The organism is Bacillus cereus group sp. BfR-BA-01380 (assembly GCF_022663535.1).
In the GTDB taxonomy this organism is placed as follows: domain Bacteria; phylum Bacillota; class Bacilli; order Bacillales; family Bacillaceae_G; genus Bacillus_A; species Bacillus_A cereus_BB.
In genome coordinates this window covers 195,534-212,482 of record NZ_JAKUFS010000001.1, presented here as the reverse complement: position 1 = coordinate 212,482, position 16,949 = coordinate 195,534, and the positions used below count along the sequence as shown (strand labels likewise).

Genomic DNA, 16,949 nt, shown 5'->3' with positions numbered 1-16,949 from the left:
AAAATGTAAATACTTTGCAATTGTTAGACAATGATGTATGATAGGAGCGTAGTAAAAATTTAATCAGTGATAAACTGGGGGTGCCTGGTAGTGCCGGGCTGAGAGAGAAGCGTGTTGAAGCTTCTTAACCCTTTGGACCTGATCTGGTTTGTACCAGCGGAGGGAAGTTGTCGGCTCTACATAACAATGTCTTATGTTGCCAGGTCCTATTCTTTATGATGGACCTGGCTTTTTTATTTGGCATTGCTAGCCGCTAGTTCTCGTCCTTGTCGTAAGAAAGGTGGAGCCGACTGTTTAGACCCGTCGGCTAAGGTTCTTTCGCACAGAAAGCGCTTTTTGTTTTCTCGTGCGGAAGGTTCTTAGACGGAAGGGTCTAGGAGGCGAAACTGGATCTAAAGAAAAGTGAAGACACAGGGGAGGAAAAAATGATGAAACAATCTGTTTCAGCTGAGCAAATTGAACTAAAGTCAAGTTTACCAGGAAGCAAGAAGGTATATGTAGAAGGTACGCGCAAAGATATAAAAGTACCAATGCGTGAGATTGCACAAAGTGATACAAATGGTGTACCAAACCCGGCTATTCGTGTGTATGATACGAGTGGTCCTTATACGGACCCTAATTATAAAGTGGAGTTAGAAAAGGGAGTTCCAACGCCGCGCCGCTGTTGGATCATGGAACGGGGAGATGTAGAAGAGTATGAAGGCCGTGAAGTGAAACCGGAAGATGATGGGGTGAAAGCAGCGTCTGAACATACGCCTGTATTTCCGCAAATGGGACGGAAGCCGCTTCGTGCAAAAGACGGGTTAAACGTCACGCAAATGCATTATGCGCGTAAAGGCATCATCACGCCAGAGATGGAATATGTAGCAATTCGCGAAGGTGTGGAGCCAGAATTTGTGCGAAAGGAAATCGCTGAAGGTCGTGCTATTTTACCCGCAAATATTAATCACCCGGAAGCAGAACCGATGATTATTGGCCGCAACTTTCATGTGAAAGTAAATGCGAATATTGGGAATTCAGCTGTTTCATCCTCTATTGCTGAAGAAGTTGAGAAGATGACGTGGGCAACGCGCTGGGGTGCTGATACAATTATGGACCTTTCTACTGGGAAAAACATTCATACGACGCGTGAGTGGATTATTCGTAATGCGCCTGTACCAGTTGGAACAGTGCCGATTTATCAAGCGCTTGAAAAGGTAAACGGAATTGCGGAAGATTTAACGTGGGAAGTATACCGTGATACGCTAATTGAACAAGCGGAGCAAGGGGTAGATTACTTTACCATTCATGCTGGCGTGCTGCTTCGTTACATTCCGCTTACAGCAAAGCGTGTAACAGGAATTGTCTCACGCGGTGGTTCAATTATGGCACAGTGGTGTTTATACCATCATCAAGAAAACTTCTTATATACACACTTTGAGGAAATTTGTGAAATTATGAAGAAGTACGACGTTTCCTTCTCTCTTGGAGATGGATTACGCCCTGGTTCGATTGCGGATGCAAACGACGAAGCACAATTTTCTGAGCTTGAAACATTAGGAGAGCTTACGAAAATTGCTTGGAAGCATGATATCCAAGTGATGATTGAGGGGCCAGGACATGTACCGATGCATTTAATTAAAGAAAATATGGATAAAGAACTTGAGATTTGTCACGGTGCACCGTTTTATACGCTTGGACCGTTAACGACAGATATTGCACCTGGTTATGATCATATTACTTCGGCAATTGGGGCAGCGATGATCGGCTGGTTCGGTACAGCAATGCTTTGCTATGTAACACCGAAAGAACATCTTGGCTTACCAAACAAAGATGACGTTCGTGAAGGTGTTATTACATATAAAATTGCCGCGCATGCTGCTGACCTTGCAAAAGGTCATAAAACAGCACATCAGCGCGATGACGCTCTTTCCAAAGCGCGCTTTGAATTCCGCTGGCGTGATCAATTTCATTTATCATTAGACCCTGAACGCGCAATGGAATATCACGATGAAACGTTGCCAGCAGAAGGAGCAAAGACGGCGCATTTCTGCTCTATGTGTGGTCCGAAATTTTGCAGTATGAGAATTTCTCATGATATTCGCGAGTATGTGAAGGAGAATGATTTAGAAACAACAGAAGCAATTGAGCGAGGTATGAAAGAAAAAGCAGAAGAGTTTAAGGAAACGGGTAGTCAGTTGTATAGATAAGTAGAAAAACTGAAATAAAAAACCTTTCTTTTTGGGGTTGGCGAGAGCGTCTGGCCATGGATAGACGCGGTCAGTGCCTTTTCCTGCCACGTGCGAAGTTTAAAACAAAGAGAGAGAAAGAGTGGATGTCCGGTTTTGATTTGTGCGCCGGTGGCTTATAAATAGATTTATATAGAAAGCACCTTTCTGAACACCTTTTCATCTATGATCATGTGTGCCTAACCTAATATAGATAATTATCCCCCTGCTGAGCGAGAGCAGGGGGATTTGTTGTTCTATTGAGAATGCTTTATATAGAAAGACGATTTGGAGGGGGAAAATCACATTATATAGTCCTAATATTGTGAAAAATGTAAAATTAGTTAAAATGCTATATAATGAATATGCGGAATAACCAATATTTGGTTTGTTTGTTATATGTTATGAAAAGGGGATGGGGTATTGGAATTAGATAGATTAAGAGAGAATATAGAGGTAAGAGGTAAGAGGTAAGAGGTAAGAGGTAAGAGGTAAACGAGGATTACATTTTATTCTGGCTTCAATCATTATCTGGAGTGCTATCTTAGTAGTATGGCTACTTCCGATAAAAGAGGTATCGACAAAAAACTTATTAACATTTTGTATTACTGCAACGCTTTTACCAATTGCTTTTATGATGTCTAAATTAATTAAAGCAGAATTTTCAACGAAAGATAATTCGTTAAACAATTTAGGGATATTATTTTCTTGTAATCAATTCTTATATATTTTAATTGCAATGTGGATTTATCAAGCGGCTCCTGAAAAAATGGTTATGATATTAGCAGTAATATTTGGAGCGCATTTATTACCTTTTGGATGGTTATATAAATCTAAGGCGTACTTTGTAATGGCTATCGTTGTTTCTTTCGCAGCTTTTATAGTAGGAATTATTTTTAGCCCAGTAATAGTGGCAATAGTTATGATATCTTTAGAAATTATATTTTCTACATGGTTAAGTTTTGAGATTAAGACTTTATGAAGCAGCGGTTTCTATGTTGAAATCTCAAAATAGAAAGTACCTTTCTATGCAGCTTTTACTACCTAACCCAATACAGATAATTATCCCCCTGCTGAGCGAGAGCAGGGGGATTTTGTTTCGTTTGATAAGTTAACGAGCGAAGACGAGTTGTACCCAGTAGAATAAGAGGAAGAGGGTTACGATTGTGGTGAGTGGAATGACAATTAAGGAGACGCTCAAGTAATCTTTCCATTTTACTTTAATTTTATTTTGCTTTAAGATATACATCCAAATAAGAGAAGCGAGTGTACCGATTGGTAATAACAATGATCCCATGTCGCTACCAATGATGTTTGCAAGGTAGATGGTTTTGAGGGTAATCGGATCTAATCCCATTTCTGTTAAGGTAATCGTTCCGATCATTAAGGCAGGATGGTTGTTAAAGATGTTTGATAGAAGTGAAACGAGTCCCCCCATGGTAAAGCTGGCATATAATAAACTCTGATTGACAACTGGTTCGCATACTTGTACAAGCCAAGCTGTTAATCCAGCGTTATGAAGCCCGTAAATAATAACGTACATGGAAAAAGCGAAAATGAGAATATGCCATGGTGTCTTTTTTAATATATCGACTGGGTTTGTTCGTAAATAGTACCATCTCCAGATGAGGAGAACGAGAGAGCCAATTACAGCGACAATCTCAATCGGAATGGAAAGGAATGAGGCAACGAAAAGGAGACAACGCATAAGGAAGACAAACAGTAACACTTTTAACATAAATTTTGTGCGTTTACTTTTTGTATCAATAGAACCTTTCCCTTTTAATGGATGAAAGTGTTTTGTGAAAAAGACTTCTTCAATGTCGTAAGCGGAGTTTGGTAGTTGTTTCGGTAATTTCTTTCTCACAACCATATACATGAGCCATGACATAAAAATAAGTCCTAACGTTGCAGGTACAAACATCATTGCTGTATGCATATAGAGCGTCATATGAACGATATTTAGTGCGATTAAATTTACAATATTACTAACGCCAATTGGAGCACTAGAAGCTGTTGCAATCAATGCGCCGCTTAATAAATATGGAATTTGTTGATGTGGTTTTAATTGGAGGTTTTTTAGAAGTAAAATTAAAATTGGTGTTGTAATTAAAATACTACCATCGTTATTAAACAATAACGTCATAAGAAAACAGAGTAATTGAATGTACCAATATAAGCGATGCCCGGAGCCTTTTGCTAAGTTGGCGAGTCTGGCTGCTGCCCAGTGGAAGAAACCAAAACTTTCTAATATAACAGCCATAACAATTGTGGCGATAATGGTAATAGAGGCGCCGCCGATTTTACTAATAATATCAGCAATGTCACTGCGTGAAACGAGTCCAGTAATAATGATAATTCCCGCCCCGATTGCAGCTGGCCATGCTTCATTTAATCCGCCTGGTCGCCAAAAGACGATGGTCATGGTAAGAAGAAAAACAATAACCGTAATCCAAATTTCAATACCCATAGCTAGCCTACCCTTCTTGAGTGCTTAGTTTGAACAAGAGCATTTCAACTTGTCCGATACTTTATACTTAATCATATTCAAAGTGTTAAAAGAAGGTTTGGGGTATTACACTAACTATTATAAATATGTACGTTTAATACTTTAGGGAAAAGACATAGCATATCGGGAATTTTGAATGAAAATAGGCACATATTCAGTATGTGCCTATTAGGTATTTATAAGAGAAAAGTTGCTGCGTGCATTTACCTAATTTTCTTTTAGTAGGTAAATGTGGAGAGAAATATGCTGCTTATTTCGTGGTAGATGATGTTTGACTAAGAATTTTTATAATATAACCGACAGAAAACTCTTTTTAGGTGGACGGGAGCGAGTAAAGGTCCTATTTTGTTTTGCGTGCCAGTGGCTTGCTTATTTGTTGCCTAAAGGGCGTCCGCAGCCTCTGCAGTGAACCATTCGTTTCACTTTAAAAATGACCGATCTTTCAAGAATAAGTTCCAGAAGAAGATGAAGCCTGGTAATAAAATTGCGATACCGATTGCATAGAGGACGAGCAGTGCATAAAATGTTTCTGTCGTTGTAAAGCTTGTGAAAACCGTCACGTCTGGATAAATAATATATGGAAGATGCGAGGCGCCGTAAGCGTAGCTTGCAAATCCATATTGGGCGACGACAGAAAGAACAGCGATGCGCGGCCAGCCTAGTATTCCTTGTTTTTTGTTCGTCCACCAAAGTGAGGAATAGCCGATGATAAAAAAGAAAATTGAGATTGTAAACCATAGGAACTGTTTAATTAAACCTTCCATGAGCCAATGTGTTTCCGGTTCCATGACGACAAGTGCGATGATAGCGGTGACAAGCGTTGCAGGGCCGAGTAAGATGGCATTTCTTCGATAGAGACGATATGTATCTTTAGAGCCTTGTTCACTAGCAAAGTCGGCGAGAAAGAGTGCTGATAAAAAGAGTTCGGATGTTAAGCCAAAGAGCATGTACCAATATACGACCGGGCTTGATAATAACTTTCCATATAGTAACGTTTCTTTCCCATTAGCAGTCGTAATGAAAGCTCCTTCTGTTACAGGGAGAACTGTAATTAAGAGAGCTGGAATTAAAAGACCTGTAATGCCTGAAATTGTGCGCAATATACGTTCGTATTTTGGCACAGAGTAAGCGAAGACCATAAAGGTACTGCGAATGGCAACGAGAATGAGAATTAAGGTAACAGGTACAAACATTGCTGTTGCAAGTGTAAATGCAGCCTTTGGAAAGAAGCCGAGAAACGCTACAACGACAAAGACTAGAAATGTATTCGTAACTTCCCACGTTGGAGACAAATAGCGATTCGCAAGTTTTCCAGCAAGTGTTGGATGCTTTGCATACACCATCCCCCAAAAGCCGGCTCCGAAATCAATGGAGCCTAAAATGCTGTATACAAAAATGACGGCCCAGAGAATGATAATAGCGATACTTGCTTCATGCATGTGAATCCCCCCTGTTCGGTTGTAAGTCGTTCTTTAATGGATGGCGCTTAAAGAATGTTCGTAATACGAAGATAGTTAATGCACCAAGTGCGATGTAAAGGACGACAAATACGATAAATAATGGTCCGACAAAATCAGCGCGCGTGGCAGCATCTGTCGTCCGCTGAAATCCATAAATTGTCCAAGGCTGCCGGCCGCTGCAGCTGAAAATCCAACCAAATTCAATGCCAAGAAGCATAATCGGACCGCACGCCGCAGTGGCCCACAGCATCCATTTCGGCAATTGTCCTCCTTTTTTTCGGTAAATGAAGTACCAATATCCAAGAGCAATTGCAGCGACGGCAAATGTATATGTAGCTGTTCCGACCATTAAGTCAAAGAATAAATGAGTGTAAAAAGGTGGCCATGTTTCTTGTGGAAATTCATTTAATCCTTTTACAACTGTACTTGGAGAAAAACCAACTAACATGCTCAGCAGATTTGGAAATTCAATGGCGTATTTTAATTTGTTTGTTTCTGGATCAAGTACGCCGCCAACAGCTAGCGGTGCATGTGATTGTGTCTGATATAATGCTTCTGCTGCTGCTAATTTCTCTGGTGAATGCTCATGCAGGGCAATCGCAGATTCATGTCCAGAAAGCCACATAATTGCACCTGCAATAAATGTGACGGTTAAACCTAAATATAGTCCTTTTTTATGATAGGTAATCTCCTGTGCACTTTTATTTCGTTTTAATAATTTAAAACCGGCGATCGAAGCGATGACAGCAGCTCCTGTTGCATAAGCTGTAATGACGACATGAATAGAGCTTGTGAAGAAGCTTGGATTAAAAAAGGCTTTCCAAGGATCGACATTATAGACCGAGCCGTCTGCGGCCATTGAAAATCCGGCTGGTGTATTCATCCATGTGTTTGCCGATGTAATAAGTACCGCAGATGCAGTTGCTCCGAACATCACAAAAAAGAGCGATACTAATCGCATGAATGGTGGCAATTTATCTGCAGCATACACATAAATAGACATGAACAATGCTTCTAGGAAGAAGGCGAAAATTTCAATTTGAAACGGGACGGAAATGACTTGTCCGACAATCTTCGCAAAGCCAGGCCAAAGTAAGGAAATTTGGACGCCCACAATTGTTCCTGTTGGAATGGCAACACCAAGAAGAATCGCAAATGCTTTCGTCCATCTTTTTGCCATCACAGAGTAATCGGGGTCCTTTTTCCAGTGATATAATACTTCACTTATAAAAATCATTAAGGAAAGCCCGATTCCTAGCGTTGCAAAAATAATATGGAAGGCTAACGATGATCCAAAGAAAGCGCGCGATAATGTAACAGTATCCATATGTCTACTCCTCTTCTTTTTTGCCATTATTTTCTTACCGTTATGGGAAATTTATTCAAAAAAGTGACAAAAAATATGTATGTACTTTAGAGAAGATTATGATATTATAATGTTGGAATCTTTAGAGAATAAATAAAGAGAAGAATATATATTTTAGAATTGTACTTTGAAGAAAAATATTTTATAATTCTTATGCGAACATAAGTTCTTTTTGATTGGTTTTTACAAACTATACAAGTCAGAAACGCTAATGTTTACTGGGTTTAGTCTTATTCATGAAACGGAGGGGAAAGTTTTCATGTATCCAGAAATCATTAAAAAAATGGCATTTTCGAAAGAGCATAAAGATTTATTGTTAAAGCTATATAATAAAGAAATTACAAGGCGTGAATATGATCGTCTCGTACAAGCATTATATCGGCCGGCAAAAGAAAGTGTGTAAAATCCATTCATAGTGATTGGATAACTTCATTCTATCTATAACAATAAAGAAAAAGAGGTAATCTGAAAAAGGTTACCTCTTTTATATGGTTATGGACACTTTTTCATACGATTTACGGAATAGTAAGCCGAATTGTATTTACACCGTAAGAACTCATAATTAATGAAGAGAAATAAAGCGAATTTAGCATAGAGAATTTTTGTTTATATGCTCGTCATATGAGAATTCCCCTAGACATATATATAGGTTAGCTTAACCTTATGGGTAGCTGGAAATAGCTAATGAGAAAGGGGGCATCATATGAACATTTTGCTTTGCTGCGCTGCTGGTATGTCAACGAGTTTGCTTGTAACAAAGATGGAGAGAGCAGCAGAGGCGCAAGGGATAGAAGCTAGAATTTGGGCTGTGTCCGGGTCGGAAGTGCGTAATCATATTGATGAAGCGGATGTATTATTACTCGGCCCGCAAGTGCGCTATTTATTACCGAAAATGCAAGAGCTCTGTAAAGAAAAAGGAGTACCTGTTAATGTCATTCAACCTATGCACTACGGACTTTGTAATGGGGAAGCGGTGTTACAAGCAGCATTGTCAATGAAGGCATAAGGAGAGTGGAGAGAATGACGGGGTTTTTAGAAAGATACGTTATGCCTGTAGCGGGAAGAGTTGCAGAGCAGCGTCACTTACAAGCTGTTCGAGACGGAATTATTTTAACGATGCCTTTCTTAATTATCGGATCATTTTTCTTAATCATTAGTGCGTTGCCGATACCTGGGTATAATGAGTTTATGGCCAATTTATTTGGACCTGGCTGGCAAAAATCATTAGGGTATCCGGTAAGTGCTACGTTTAATATTATGTCTTTAATAGCCTCTTTTGGAATCGCTTACAGACTGGCGGAACAATATAAAGTAGATGCATTAGCGTCAGGGGCGTTGTCGCTTGTGTCCTTCTTATTAGCAACACCATTTCAAGTTACTCATATTGTAGAAGCGACGAAGGAAAGTATTTTGGTAGAAGGTGTGATTCCGGCTGTACTTACTGGCAGCCAAGGTTTATTTGTGGCGATGATTTTAGCACTTATATCTACAGAAATATACCGTGTTATTATACAGAGAAATATTGTAATTAAAATGCCAGAAACAGTACCGCCAGCCGTGTCGCGTTCATTTATTGCACTGATTCCTGGTTTTGTTGTAATTACTGTTGTATGGATTATACGGCTAATTCTAGAACATACTTCATTTGGAAGTATTCATAATATTGTGGGACAATTGCTACAAGCGCCGCTTAGTGCACTTGGTGCTAGCTTATTTGGAGCTGTGGTTGCGATTATTCTTATTCAAGTATTGTGGGCATGCGGGATTCACGGAGCGGCAATTGTCGGCGGAGTGATGGGGCCAATTTGGCTCTCATTAATGGATCAAAACCGCGTCGCCTTTCAAGCTGGGCAAGATGTACCAAATACAATTACGCAGCAATTTTTTGATTTATGGATTTATATGGGCGGTTCTGGAGCAACGCTCGCACTTGTCGTAGCGATGTTACTATTCGCACGAAGTCAGCAATTAAAAAGTTTAGGCCGGTTATCTATTGGACCAGGTATTTTTAATATTAATGAGATGGTGACATTTGGAATGCCAATTGTATTAAATCCCCTTCTTCTTATTCCATTTATTCTTGTTCCTCTTGTTTTAACGATTGTGACATATTTTGCGATGGAATGGGGCCTTGTGGCGCGGCCAAGCGGCGCAGCTGTACCGTGGACAACACCGATTCTATTTAGCGGCTATTTAGCAACGGGTGGTAAGGTTTCAGGTGTTGTGATGCAGCTAGTAAACTTCTTCTTAGCTTTTTTCATCTATTTCCCATTCTTAAAAATGTGGGATAAGCAAAAGCAGGAAGAAGAAAGGGGGGAGCAATAGAGGGAAATGGATACGATAGAGACAACGGCTTTTCATCTAATTTTACACGGGGGAAATGCGAGAAGCTCAGCGATGGAGGCAATTCAATTTGCGAAACAAGGAAAGCTTTCCGAAGCGGACGGAAAATTGCAAGAAGCAGACAGCGAGTTAAAGGAAGCGCATCGCTTACAAACAACATTGATTCAACAAGAGGCAGGCGGCGAAAAGGTCGAACTTACATTACTGTTCGTTCACGCACAGGATCACCTTATGAATGCTATAACAATGAAGGAATTGGCGAGTGAGTTTGTTGATTTATATAGGAAGATGTTAGAGGGGAAATAGGCCTTGCGTATGCAAGGTCTTTTTTATTCCGCTATTCGCGGGCAGTAAAGGCTGGAGAAGAGCCGGGAAGAAAACTGCCCGTAAAAGCCCGATTGGTGAGAGCTTTCCATCGGTGGGGGGAGCTCCCCGCTGATGGAAGTTTCACTTTATGCGCCGAAAACGCCAAGTTAAACAAATAACGGGACCACTTATGTACATATCCATTTATTTTTTCCACATTTATGTAAAAATGAAGTAGTAAGGGGGGCTGATATGAAGATTCATATTGATTTAGACCCAGCACATGAAGAACTAGAAATCGTGATAAGGACGAAGGAAATGACAGAAGATATTCAGCACATTTTAAAAATATTAGAAGGGGGGACAATCAAGCAAATTGTTGGGATAGAAGATCAACAGTTTTATTTATTGGAGTGTAAGGAAATATATTGGTTCTATTCGGAAGGCAGAAAGGTATTTGCCCAAACGACAAAAGGAAACCTTGAAGTAAAACACAGATTGTATGAATTAGAGAGTACCTTACAGCGAGAAGGATTTGTTAGGTTCTCAAAATCGACAATTGCAAATATAAAGCATGTGAAAAGTTTTGAAATGTCGTTTAGTGGCAGCATGTGTGCTCATTTTTCAAATGGGATGAAAGAGTACGTCTCGCGAAAATATGTTCCGCTTATTAAAGAAGTTTTGAATATAGGAGGTTAGTATGATGATGGATAGAATAGGTGCAAAGTTGGCAGCTGGTATGGGGATGGCGATGTTTTATAGCTTATTATTTTTGGGGATCGGTTATGCAAATGGGATGGAGACAATAGAGATAAGGACATTGTTAATTCAACTTGTTGCAGCAAATATAATTGGGATAATCTTCTCTGTTGCTTCTTTTGTTTTTGAGAGGGAAGAATGGAGCTTGTTAAAGCAAACAACCATTCATTTCATTATATTACTAGGAACATTTCTTCCGGCGGCAATATGGATGGGGTGGGTTCCTAATCACGCAAGTGCCATTCTCATTTGTGTAGGAAGCTTCATTATCATTTACTTCATGATATGGTTTGCAATGACAATGTATTGGAAGAAAAAGATTGATGGGTTAAATAATCACCTTAAATAGGAAAGAGTAGAAAAGTACGCCGAGTGTGAAATGAACTTGGCGTATTTTTTTATTACTTTAACTAAATAAGTCTGGGGAACGATGAATGAAGCGCATCATTTCCAACATGAGCTCATACAATCAGAAGCAAGAGGAGAAAAAGCAGAAATGGTAGTAAGACACTGAATAAGAAATTAATGCGAAAGGAGAACATGTCGCATGCGTGGGATAAAAATTGCAACAATTGGCGGTGGCTCTAGCTATACGCCGGAGTTGATTGAAGGTTTTATTAAGCGCTATCATGAACTTCCTGTTCGGGAAATTTGGTTAATTGATGTGGAAGAAGGAAAAGAAAAGTTAGAGATTGTTGGTAACTTAGCAAGGCGTATGGTGAAAAAGGCAGGAGTACCAATTGATATTCATCTGACGCTAGATCGCCGCGAAGCGTTAAAAGATGCGGACTTTGTGACAACGCAGTTTCGTGTTGGTTTATTAGCAGCGCGCGGAAAAGACGAAGCCATTCCGTTAAAGTATGATGTAATCGGTCAGGAGACAAATGGTCCTGGCGGTTTATTTAAAGCTTTACGAACGATTCCGGTTATTTTAGCTATTTGTAAAGACATAGAGGAGCTTTGTCCAAACGCATGGTTAATCAATTTCACAAATCCAGCGGGCATGGTAACAGAAGCGATTCTTCGCTATACAAACATTCAAAAAGTCGTTGGGCTATGCAACGTTCCGATTGGGATTCGTATGGAATTAGCAAAGATTCTCGATGTAGATCCAAGCCGTGTACACGTTGATTTTGCAGGCTTAAATCATATGGTGTACGGACTAGATGTGTATGTAGATGGTGTGAGCGTCATGGACCGTGTGCTCGAATTCGTGACCGATCCAGAGAAACAAATTACGATGCGAAATATTGCAGCGCTTGATTGGGAACCTGATTTCATTCGCGCGCTTCGGGCAATTCCATGCCCATACCACCGTTATTACTACAAAACACGCGAAATGTTAGAAGAAGAAAAGCAAGCGTCACTAAAAAATGGTACACGTGCAGAAGTGGTGAAAAAGTTAGAGAATGATTTGTTTGAACTGTATAAAGATCCGAATTTAGATAGTAAACCACCGCAATTAGAAAAACGTGGCGGCGCATATTATAGCGATGCTGCCTGTAGTTTAATTACGTCTATTTATAACAATAAAGGTGATATTCAGCCTGTAAATACAAGAAATAACGGTGCAATCGCAAGTTTGCCAGCTGACTCTGCAGTTGAAGTAAACTGTGTAATTACAAAGGATGGCCCAAAACCAATTGCGGTTGGTGACTTACCAGTACCAGTTCGCGGTTTAGTACAGCAAATTAAATCGTTTGAACGTGTAACAATTGAGGCTGCAGTAACAGGTGATTATCATAAAGCGCTGCTTGCGATGACAATTAATCCGCTTGTACCATCTGATAAAGTGGCCAAACAAATTTTAGATGAAATGCTGGAAGCCCATAAAAAATATTTGCCGCAGTTTTTTAAAAAGGTATAAAAGCCCCTTTCTTTTTAGGGGGGCGAGAGGAACTGGCCATGTATAGGAGCGGTCAGGGCCTGTTTTAGCCCCGTGCGATGTGAAAACAAAGAGTAGATAGCGAGTGCAGGGCAATTTTTACTTTGTGTACCAGGCAAGCGTCTGTTGAAGAAGATGTACCTAGGAGGGGACGTAATGATTCAATTAATTGTAAACGCAGATGATTTCGGGTTAACAAGAGGTGTGAATTACGGCATTATTGATGCGCACGTGAATGGGCTTGTTAATTCTACAACGATGATGATGAATATGCCGGGTTTAGAACATGCCGTGCAATTAGCGAAGCAATATGAGACGCTCGGAGTTGGAGTACATCTTGTATTAACAGCAGGAAAACCGCTTCTTTCTGACGTACCTTCTCTTGTAAAAGAAGATGGTTCGTTTCATTCGCAAAGTACGGTGTGGGAAGGAAGGATAGATCCATATGACGCCGAGCGAGAGTGGATTGCACAAATTGAAAAGTTTCTATCATATGGTTTAACGCCGACGCATTTGGATAGCCATCATCATGTACATGCACTGCCGATTTTGCATGATGTATTAGAGCGATTAGCAGAGAAATATCATCTTCCAGTGCGCCGCTGTGAACAAGAACGTGCGGTACGTCCATTTTCTGATGTGCTTTTTTACGATTTTTACGGAGATGGTGTAAAGGACGACTACTTTATGACTTTGCAAGAGCGTGTGGCGGACGGAGCGACAGTTGAAATCATGGTACATCCAGCTTATGTAGATGCAGAGTTGATGAAATGTTCGTCTTATGTGATGAAGCGTGTTGAAGAGTTGCGTATTTTAACAGAGAGCAAGCTTCCGAGCGGGATGGAGCTTGTGAAATTCTAGTGAATGGGCGATTCGCGCGTCGAACATTGTCGGAGGGTCTTTAAATCGTGTCGAAGCGCCGATAAATGTATCATTTCCGCCGATATATTGCAAATACCGCCGATATATCTGGTGAACACGTGAAAAGGAGCGTACTCGAAAGGTGCTTATGTGCCTGCTGAGTGCGCTCCTATTATTATTTTGCCCAAAGTTTGACTGATTCTAAATCACTAGCTGAGTATTCTTTTTCTCCGTAACGGACTTTTTCATAGACTGGTATAATATTTGCTGGCTTATTCAGTCTTAATAGCCACTGCTGCAAGGTTTCATATGGTTTTCTTCTGTTATGTTTAGGTAGTTGCTTTTCCCATTTCATTAGTTCTAGCCGGATTTCATTCTGAATTGAATTGATGTCATTGTTATGTTCATCTGCTATCGTAGTAGTTTCTGTGTGAGTTTGTTGGGTAGGACGTAAAGTAGAGGCGGATTCGGCTGATTTTTTCTTTTTGAAATATAGAAAAGCAAGAATGATAGTTGCGGTGATAATTATTAGGATAGTTATCCATGATTTTTTGTTATTTTGAATGGATTCATTGATAGTACCTAAAATCTTAACTTTCCATGACATTTGAATCGGTTGACCTTCTAGTTTCTCATTGTCGTCTTTAATTTCATATCCTTCATCACTTGGAATACCTGGTGGCTTCCCATTCCAATCCGCTTCATAGTTATAGTAATGCCCCCAACCTATAAATTTTCTAAATTCCTGTTGTGTAAATAAAGAAAATGTAGATAGTCCCCATGAAATGACTACAAACATTACAACAATCATCATTCGAGAGAACCAGAGCCGACTTTTAGGCATGCGCAATGCACCTCCTATTTCTAAATTTGTTTATTCTATAAATCGTAACATAATTTGCAATAGTAATAAATTGAATGTTGTGAAAATTGACGATGAAGTCCTCCAAAGTGTAAGGAGGATGTAAAACCAACTTTTATAGTACCGACAAAACCATCCCGCTGATCGCACCAATTATCACAATGACCCACGGCGGCATTTTCCAGAAGGTAAGCATCGTAAATAAGAGTAATGCGACAACGAAATCAGCGGGCTGCATAACCGAGCTTGTCCAAATTGGATGATAGAAAGCGGCAAGTAAAATACCGACAACAGCTGCATTTATACCAAACATAGCCCCTTGTACGTATGGTTTGCGGCGCAGTGCATCCCAAAAAGGCAATACGCCGACAACGAGTAAGAAGGCGGGGAGGAAAATGGCAATTGTCGCAATTGTTGCCCCGACGGCTCCGTTCATGATTGCTCCGATATAAGCGGCAAATGTGAATAATGGTCCGGGAACGGCTTGCGTCATTCCATAGCCAGCGAGAAATTGTTCTTTCGTTATATAACCGTTTGACACAAATTCATTTTCTAGGAGCGGAAGAACGACATGACCGCCGCCAAAGACGAGAGAGCCTGAGCGATAGAAACTATCAAACATAGCAATCCAGTGCGAGAAAGGGCGGAATATCGGCAATATTATTAATAAGAGAAAAAATAAAGATAGGCATAGCGCTGCGACTTTGCGAGAGATTGGAATAGATATTTCTGTTTCAGCTGTGATTGTGTGCTCTCTGTATAAGAGCCATCCAACGATGCCCGCGAATAGAATAACGATGATTTGTATCCAAGCTGATTGGAATAATAGAACAGTAGCCGCAGCGATGACTGCAATCGTTGCGCGGTTTCGGTCTGGTGTTAGTTTTTGCGCCATTCCCCATAATGCATGAGCGACAATTGCTACGGCTACTAGCTTTAAGCCGTGAATCCATCCCGCGTGTGCGATATCGATCTGCTGCAATAGCGAAGCGAACAGGACAAGCGCAAGAACGGAAGGGAGTGTAAATCCAAGCCAGGAAACAATGGCCCCAAGTATACCGCCCCGTGATAACCCAATTCCGATTCCGACTTGACTACTAGCAGGTCCAGGAAGGAATTGGCAAAGCGCTACGAGGTCGGCATAACTTCTTTCATCCATCCATTTTCGCTTCTGAACGTATTCGTTATGAAAATAGCCAAGATGTGCAACAGGTCCTCCGAAGGAAGTGAGCCCGAGTTTTGTGGAAACGAGAAAGATTTCTATTAATATTTGCAAGTGTTTTGATATACTTTGTTTAGATTTCATAGTAATAGGAGTCACCTTTTTCTTTCATACAGTTTTTTCAACATATAAGCCGCTGGAATGCAATGCAAAACAGGATCTCCACTTGCTCTCTATCTTTGTTTTAAACTTGGCATGTGGCAGGAAAAGGCCCTGACCGTTTCTATGCACGTCCAGACGCTCTCGCTCATTAAAAAAAGGGGCAGTTTTTCAATTTGTATTTATCCCGCTATTCGTGGGCAGTAAGACCCCGACCTCAAGATTGAGAGAGAAACGTTGTCCAGCTCTAGCGGCTAGAATCTTCGGTCGTTTCACCCCCTCGGACGAGGTAAAAGGCACCTCTCTGTCGGGTGCTCCAACGTCCTGTGATTCTGAGCAAGCCGCTTCCGCTTTTCTAAGGAAGATAGGTGGGGGATGAAGAAAACCCCCACTGATGGAAGTTTCACTTTATATATCATACCGAATCTATGTAAATAAGAACACGTCGAGAATGTAATGAATATGTAAAATTGCATATTGGGGAAGTAACTTTTTATGCTACAGTAGACATGTAAGAAGATAGCCTCCTAACTATCTTTGATTCAACGGATAATAGTTCTACAAAATGACTTGTCATTGAGAAGGAATGAAAGGAACCTCGTCATTGAGGTTCCTTTTTTTCTTTCTAAACGAATTGATTTTTAATAAAGAAATTCATTATAAAAACCACTTCAACCAATTTCAAGTGCTTTTCAATTGGTTGAAGTGGTTTTTATTTTTACATGTTTTAAGGTGTTTTTTTGGTTATATCAAAATATATAAATCTATTTTAATGTTTCGACATATAAGTTGCTGCTATGCAGAATACATCATGACCTGCACTTGCAAAACATTGCATGTGGCAGGAAAAGGCCCTGACCGCTCCTATGCACGGCCAGATGCTCTTGTCCTCCTATAAAAAGAAAGGGATTTTATGTCGGTTTTTTAATTTATCCCGCTATTCGTGGGCAGTAATACTCCCACCTCAAAATTCGGCGAAAGCATCGTCCAGTTCCAGTGGCTAGAATGTTCGGTGGCTTCGCTTCTTCCTACGAGGTAAAAAACACCTCTACGTCAGAAGCTCCATCCCC

Annotated in this window: 15 protein-coding genes, 1 pseudogene and 1 riboswitch; of the genes and pseudogenes, 11 read left to right on the top strand and 5 right to left on the bottom strand. The window is 40.4% G+C overall.

Annotated features, from left to right (window positions below; all coding sequences use genetic code 11):
- The first annotated feature begins 66 nt into the window (after positions 1 to 66).
- Positions 67 to 182, top strand: a riboswitch (TPP riboswitch).
- Between the two features lie 246 nt (positions 183 to 428).
- Positions 429 to 2,189, top strand: coding sequence for a phosphomethylpyrimidine synthase ThiC (thiC, locus tag MR076_RS01130; protein WP_242216798.1), 1,761 nt, complete (start codon positions 429 to 431; stop codon positions 2,187 to 2,189).
- 529 nt (positions 2,190 to 2,718) lie between these two features.
- Positions 2,719 to 3,189, top strand: coding sequence for a DUF7010 family protein (locus MR076_RS01125; RefSeq protein ID WP_396021634.1), 471 nt, complete (start codon positions 2,719 to 2,721; stop codon positions 3,187 to 3,189).
- 129 nt (positions 3,190 to 3,318) lie between these two features.
- Here the strand turns inward: MR076_RS01125 and MR076_RS01120 are convergent, their stop codons facing one another.
- The 3 genes from MR076_RS01120 to MR076_RS01110 form a co-directional block, all read right to left on the bottom strand.
- Positions 3,319 to 4,677: an arsenic transporter gene (locus tag MR076_RS01120; protein ID WP_242216793.1), complete on the bottom strand. Its 1,359-nt coding sequence runs from the start codon at positions 4,675 to 4,677 to the stop codon at positions 3,319 to 3,321.
- Positions 4,678 to 5,135: 458 nt separating this feature from the next.
- The gene (locus MR076_RS01115; protein WP_242216791.1) at positions 5,136 to 6,155 is read right to left on the bottom strand and encodes a cytochrome d ubiquinol oxidase subunit II; all 1,020 of its coding nucleotides are present in this window, start codon (positions 6,153 to 6,155) and stop codon (positions 5,136 to 5,138) included.
- Positions 6,148 to 7,503 carry a cytochrome ubiquinol oxidase subunit I gene (locus MR076_RS01110; protein WP_242216790.1) on the bottom strand — a complete coding sequence of 452 codons (1,356 nt, stop codon included), beginning with the start codon at positions 7,501 to 7,503 and terminating at the stop codon, positions 6,148 to 6,150. Before MR076_RS01110 ends, MR076_RS01115 begins: the two co-directional genes overlap by 8 nt.
- 298 nt (positions 7,504 to 7,801) lie before the next feature.
- On the opposite strand from MR076_RS01110, the gene MR076_RS01105 reads away from it, so the two are divergent.
- The 9 genes and pseudogenes from MR076_RS01105 (at position 7,802) to chbG (ending at position 13,696) form a co-directional block, all read left to right on the top strand.
- Positions 7,802 to 7,945 carry a hypothetical protein gene (locus MR076_RS01105; protein ID WP_242216789.1) on the top strand — a complete coding sequence of 48 codons (144 nt, stop codon included), beginning with the start codon at positions 7,802 to 7,804 and terminating at the stop codon, positions 7,943 to 7,945.
- Between the two features lie 300 nt (positions 7,946 to 8,245).
- Complete coding sequence (locus MR076_RS01100) at positions 8,246 to 8,548, top strand: PTS sugar transporter subunit IIB (protein ID WP_242216788.1); 303 nt, start codon at positions 8,246 to 8,248, stop codon at positions 8,546 to 8,548.
- A gap of 14 nt (positions 8,549 to 8,562) precedes the next feature.
- Positions 8,563 to 9,867, top strand: coding sequence for a PTS cellobiose transporter subunit IIC (gene celB, locus MR076_RS01095; protein WP_242216787.1), 1,305 nt, complete (start codon positions 8,563 to 8,565; stop codon positions 9,865 to 9,867).
- 6 nt (positions 9,868 to 9,873) lie between these two features.
- Positions 9,874 to 10,191 (top strand): PTS lactose/cellobiose transporter subunit IIA, encoded by a 318-nt coding sequence (locus MR076_RS01090; RefSeq protein ID WP_242216786.1) that lies wholly within the window; start codon positions 9,874 to 9,876, stop codon positions 10,189 to 10,191.
- A gap of 252 nt (positions 10,192 to 10,443) precedes the next feature.
- The gene (locus MR076_RS01085; protein ID WP_242216783.1) at positions 10,444 to 10,890 is read left to right on the top strand and encodes a LytTR family DNA-binding domain-containing protein; all 447 of its coding nucleotides are present in this window, start codon (positions 10,444 to 10,446) and stop codon (positions 10,888 to 10,890) included.
- Positions 10,891 to 10,894: 4 nt separating this feature from the next.
- The gene (locus tag MR076_RS01080; protein ID WP_242216781.1) at positions 10,895 to 11,299 is read left to right on the top strand and encodes a DUF3021 domain-containing protein; all 405 of its coding nucleotides are present in this window, start codon (positions 10,895 to 10,897) and stop codon (positions 11,297 to 11,299) included.
- A gap of 81 nt (positions 11,300 to 11,380) precedes the next feature.
- Positions 11,381 to 11,455: pseudogene (locus MR076_RS01075) on the top strand (PTS lactose/cellobiose transporter subunit IIA); the annotation flags it as partial.
- A gap of 42 nt (positions 11,456 to 11,497) precedes the next feature.
- Positions 11,498 to 12,817 (top strand): 6-phospho-beta-glucosidase, encoded by a 1,320-nt coding sequence (locus MR076_RS01070; RefSeq protein WP_242216779.1) that lies wholly within the window; start codon positions 11,498 to 11,500, stop codon positions 12,815 to 12,817.
- A gap of 174 nt (positions 12,818 to 12,991) precedes the next feature.
- Positions 12,992 to 13,696, top strand: a complete 705-nt coding sequence (gene chbG / locus MR076_RS01065) for a chitin disaccharide deacetylase (RefSeq protein WP_242216777.1) — start codon at positions 12,992 to 12,994, stop codon at positions 13,694 to 13,696.
- Positions 13,697 to 13,871: 175 nt separating this feature from the next.
- On the opposite strand, the gene MR076_RS01060 is transcribed toward chbG, so the two are convergent.
- Positions 13,872 to 14,540: a hypothetical protein gene (locus tag MR076_RS01060; RefSeq protein ID WP_242216774.1), complete on the bottom strand. Its 669-nt coding sequence runs from the start codon at positions 14,538 to 14,540 to the stop codon at positions 13,872 to 13,874.
- 133 nt (positions 14,541 to 14,673) lie between these two features.
- Positions 14,674 to 15,864, bottom strand: coding sequence for a chromate transporter (locus tag MR076_RS01055; RefSeq protein WP_242216772.1), 1,191 nt, complete (start codon positions 15,862 to 15,864; stop codon positions 14,674 to 14,676).
- Between the last annotated feature and the right edge of the window lie 1,085 nt (positions 15,865 to 16,949).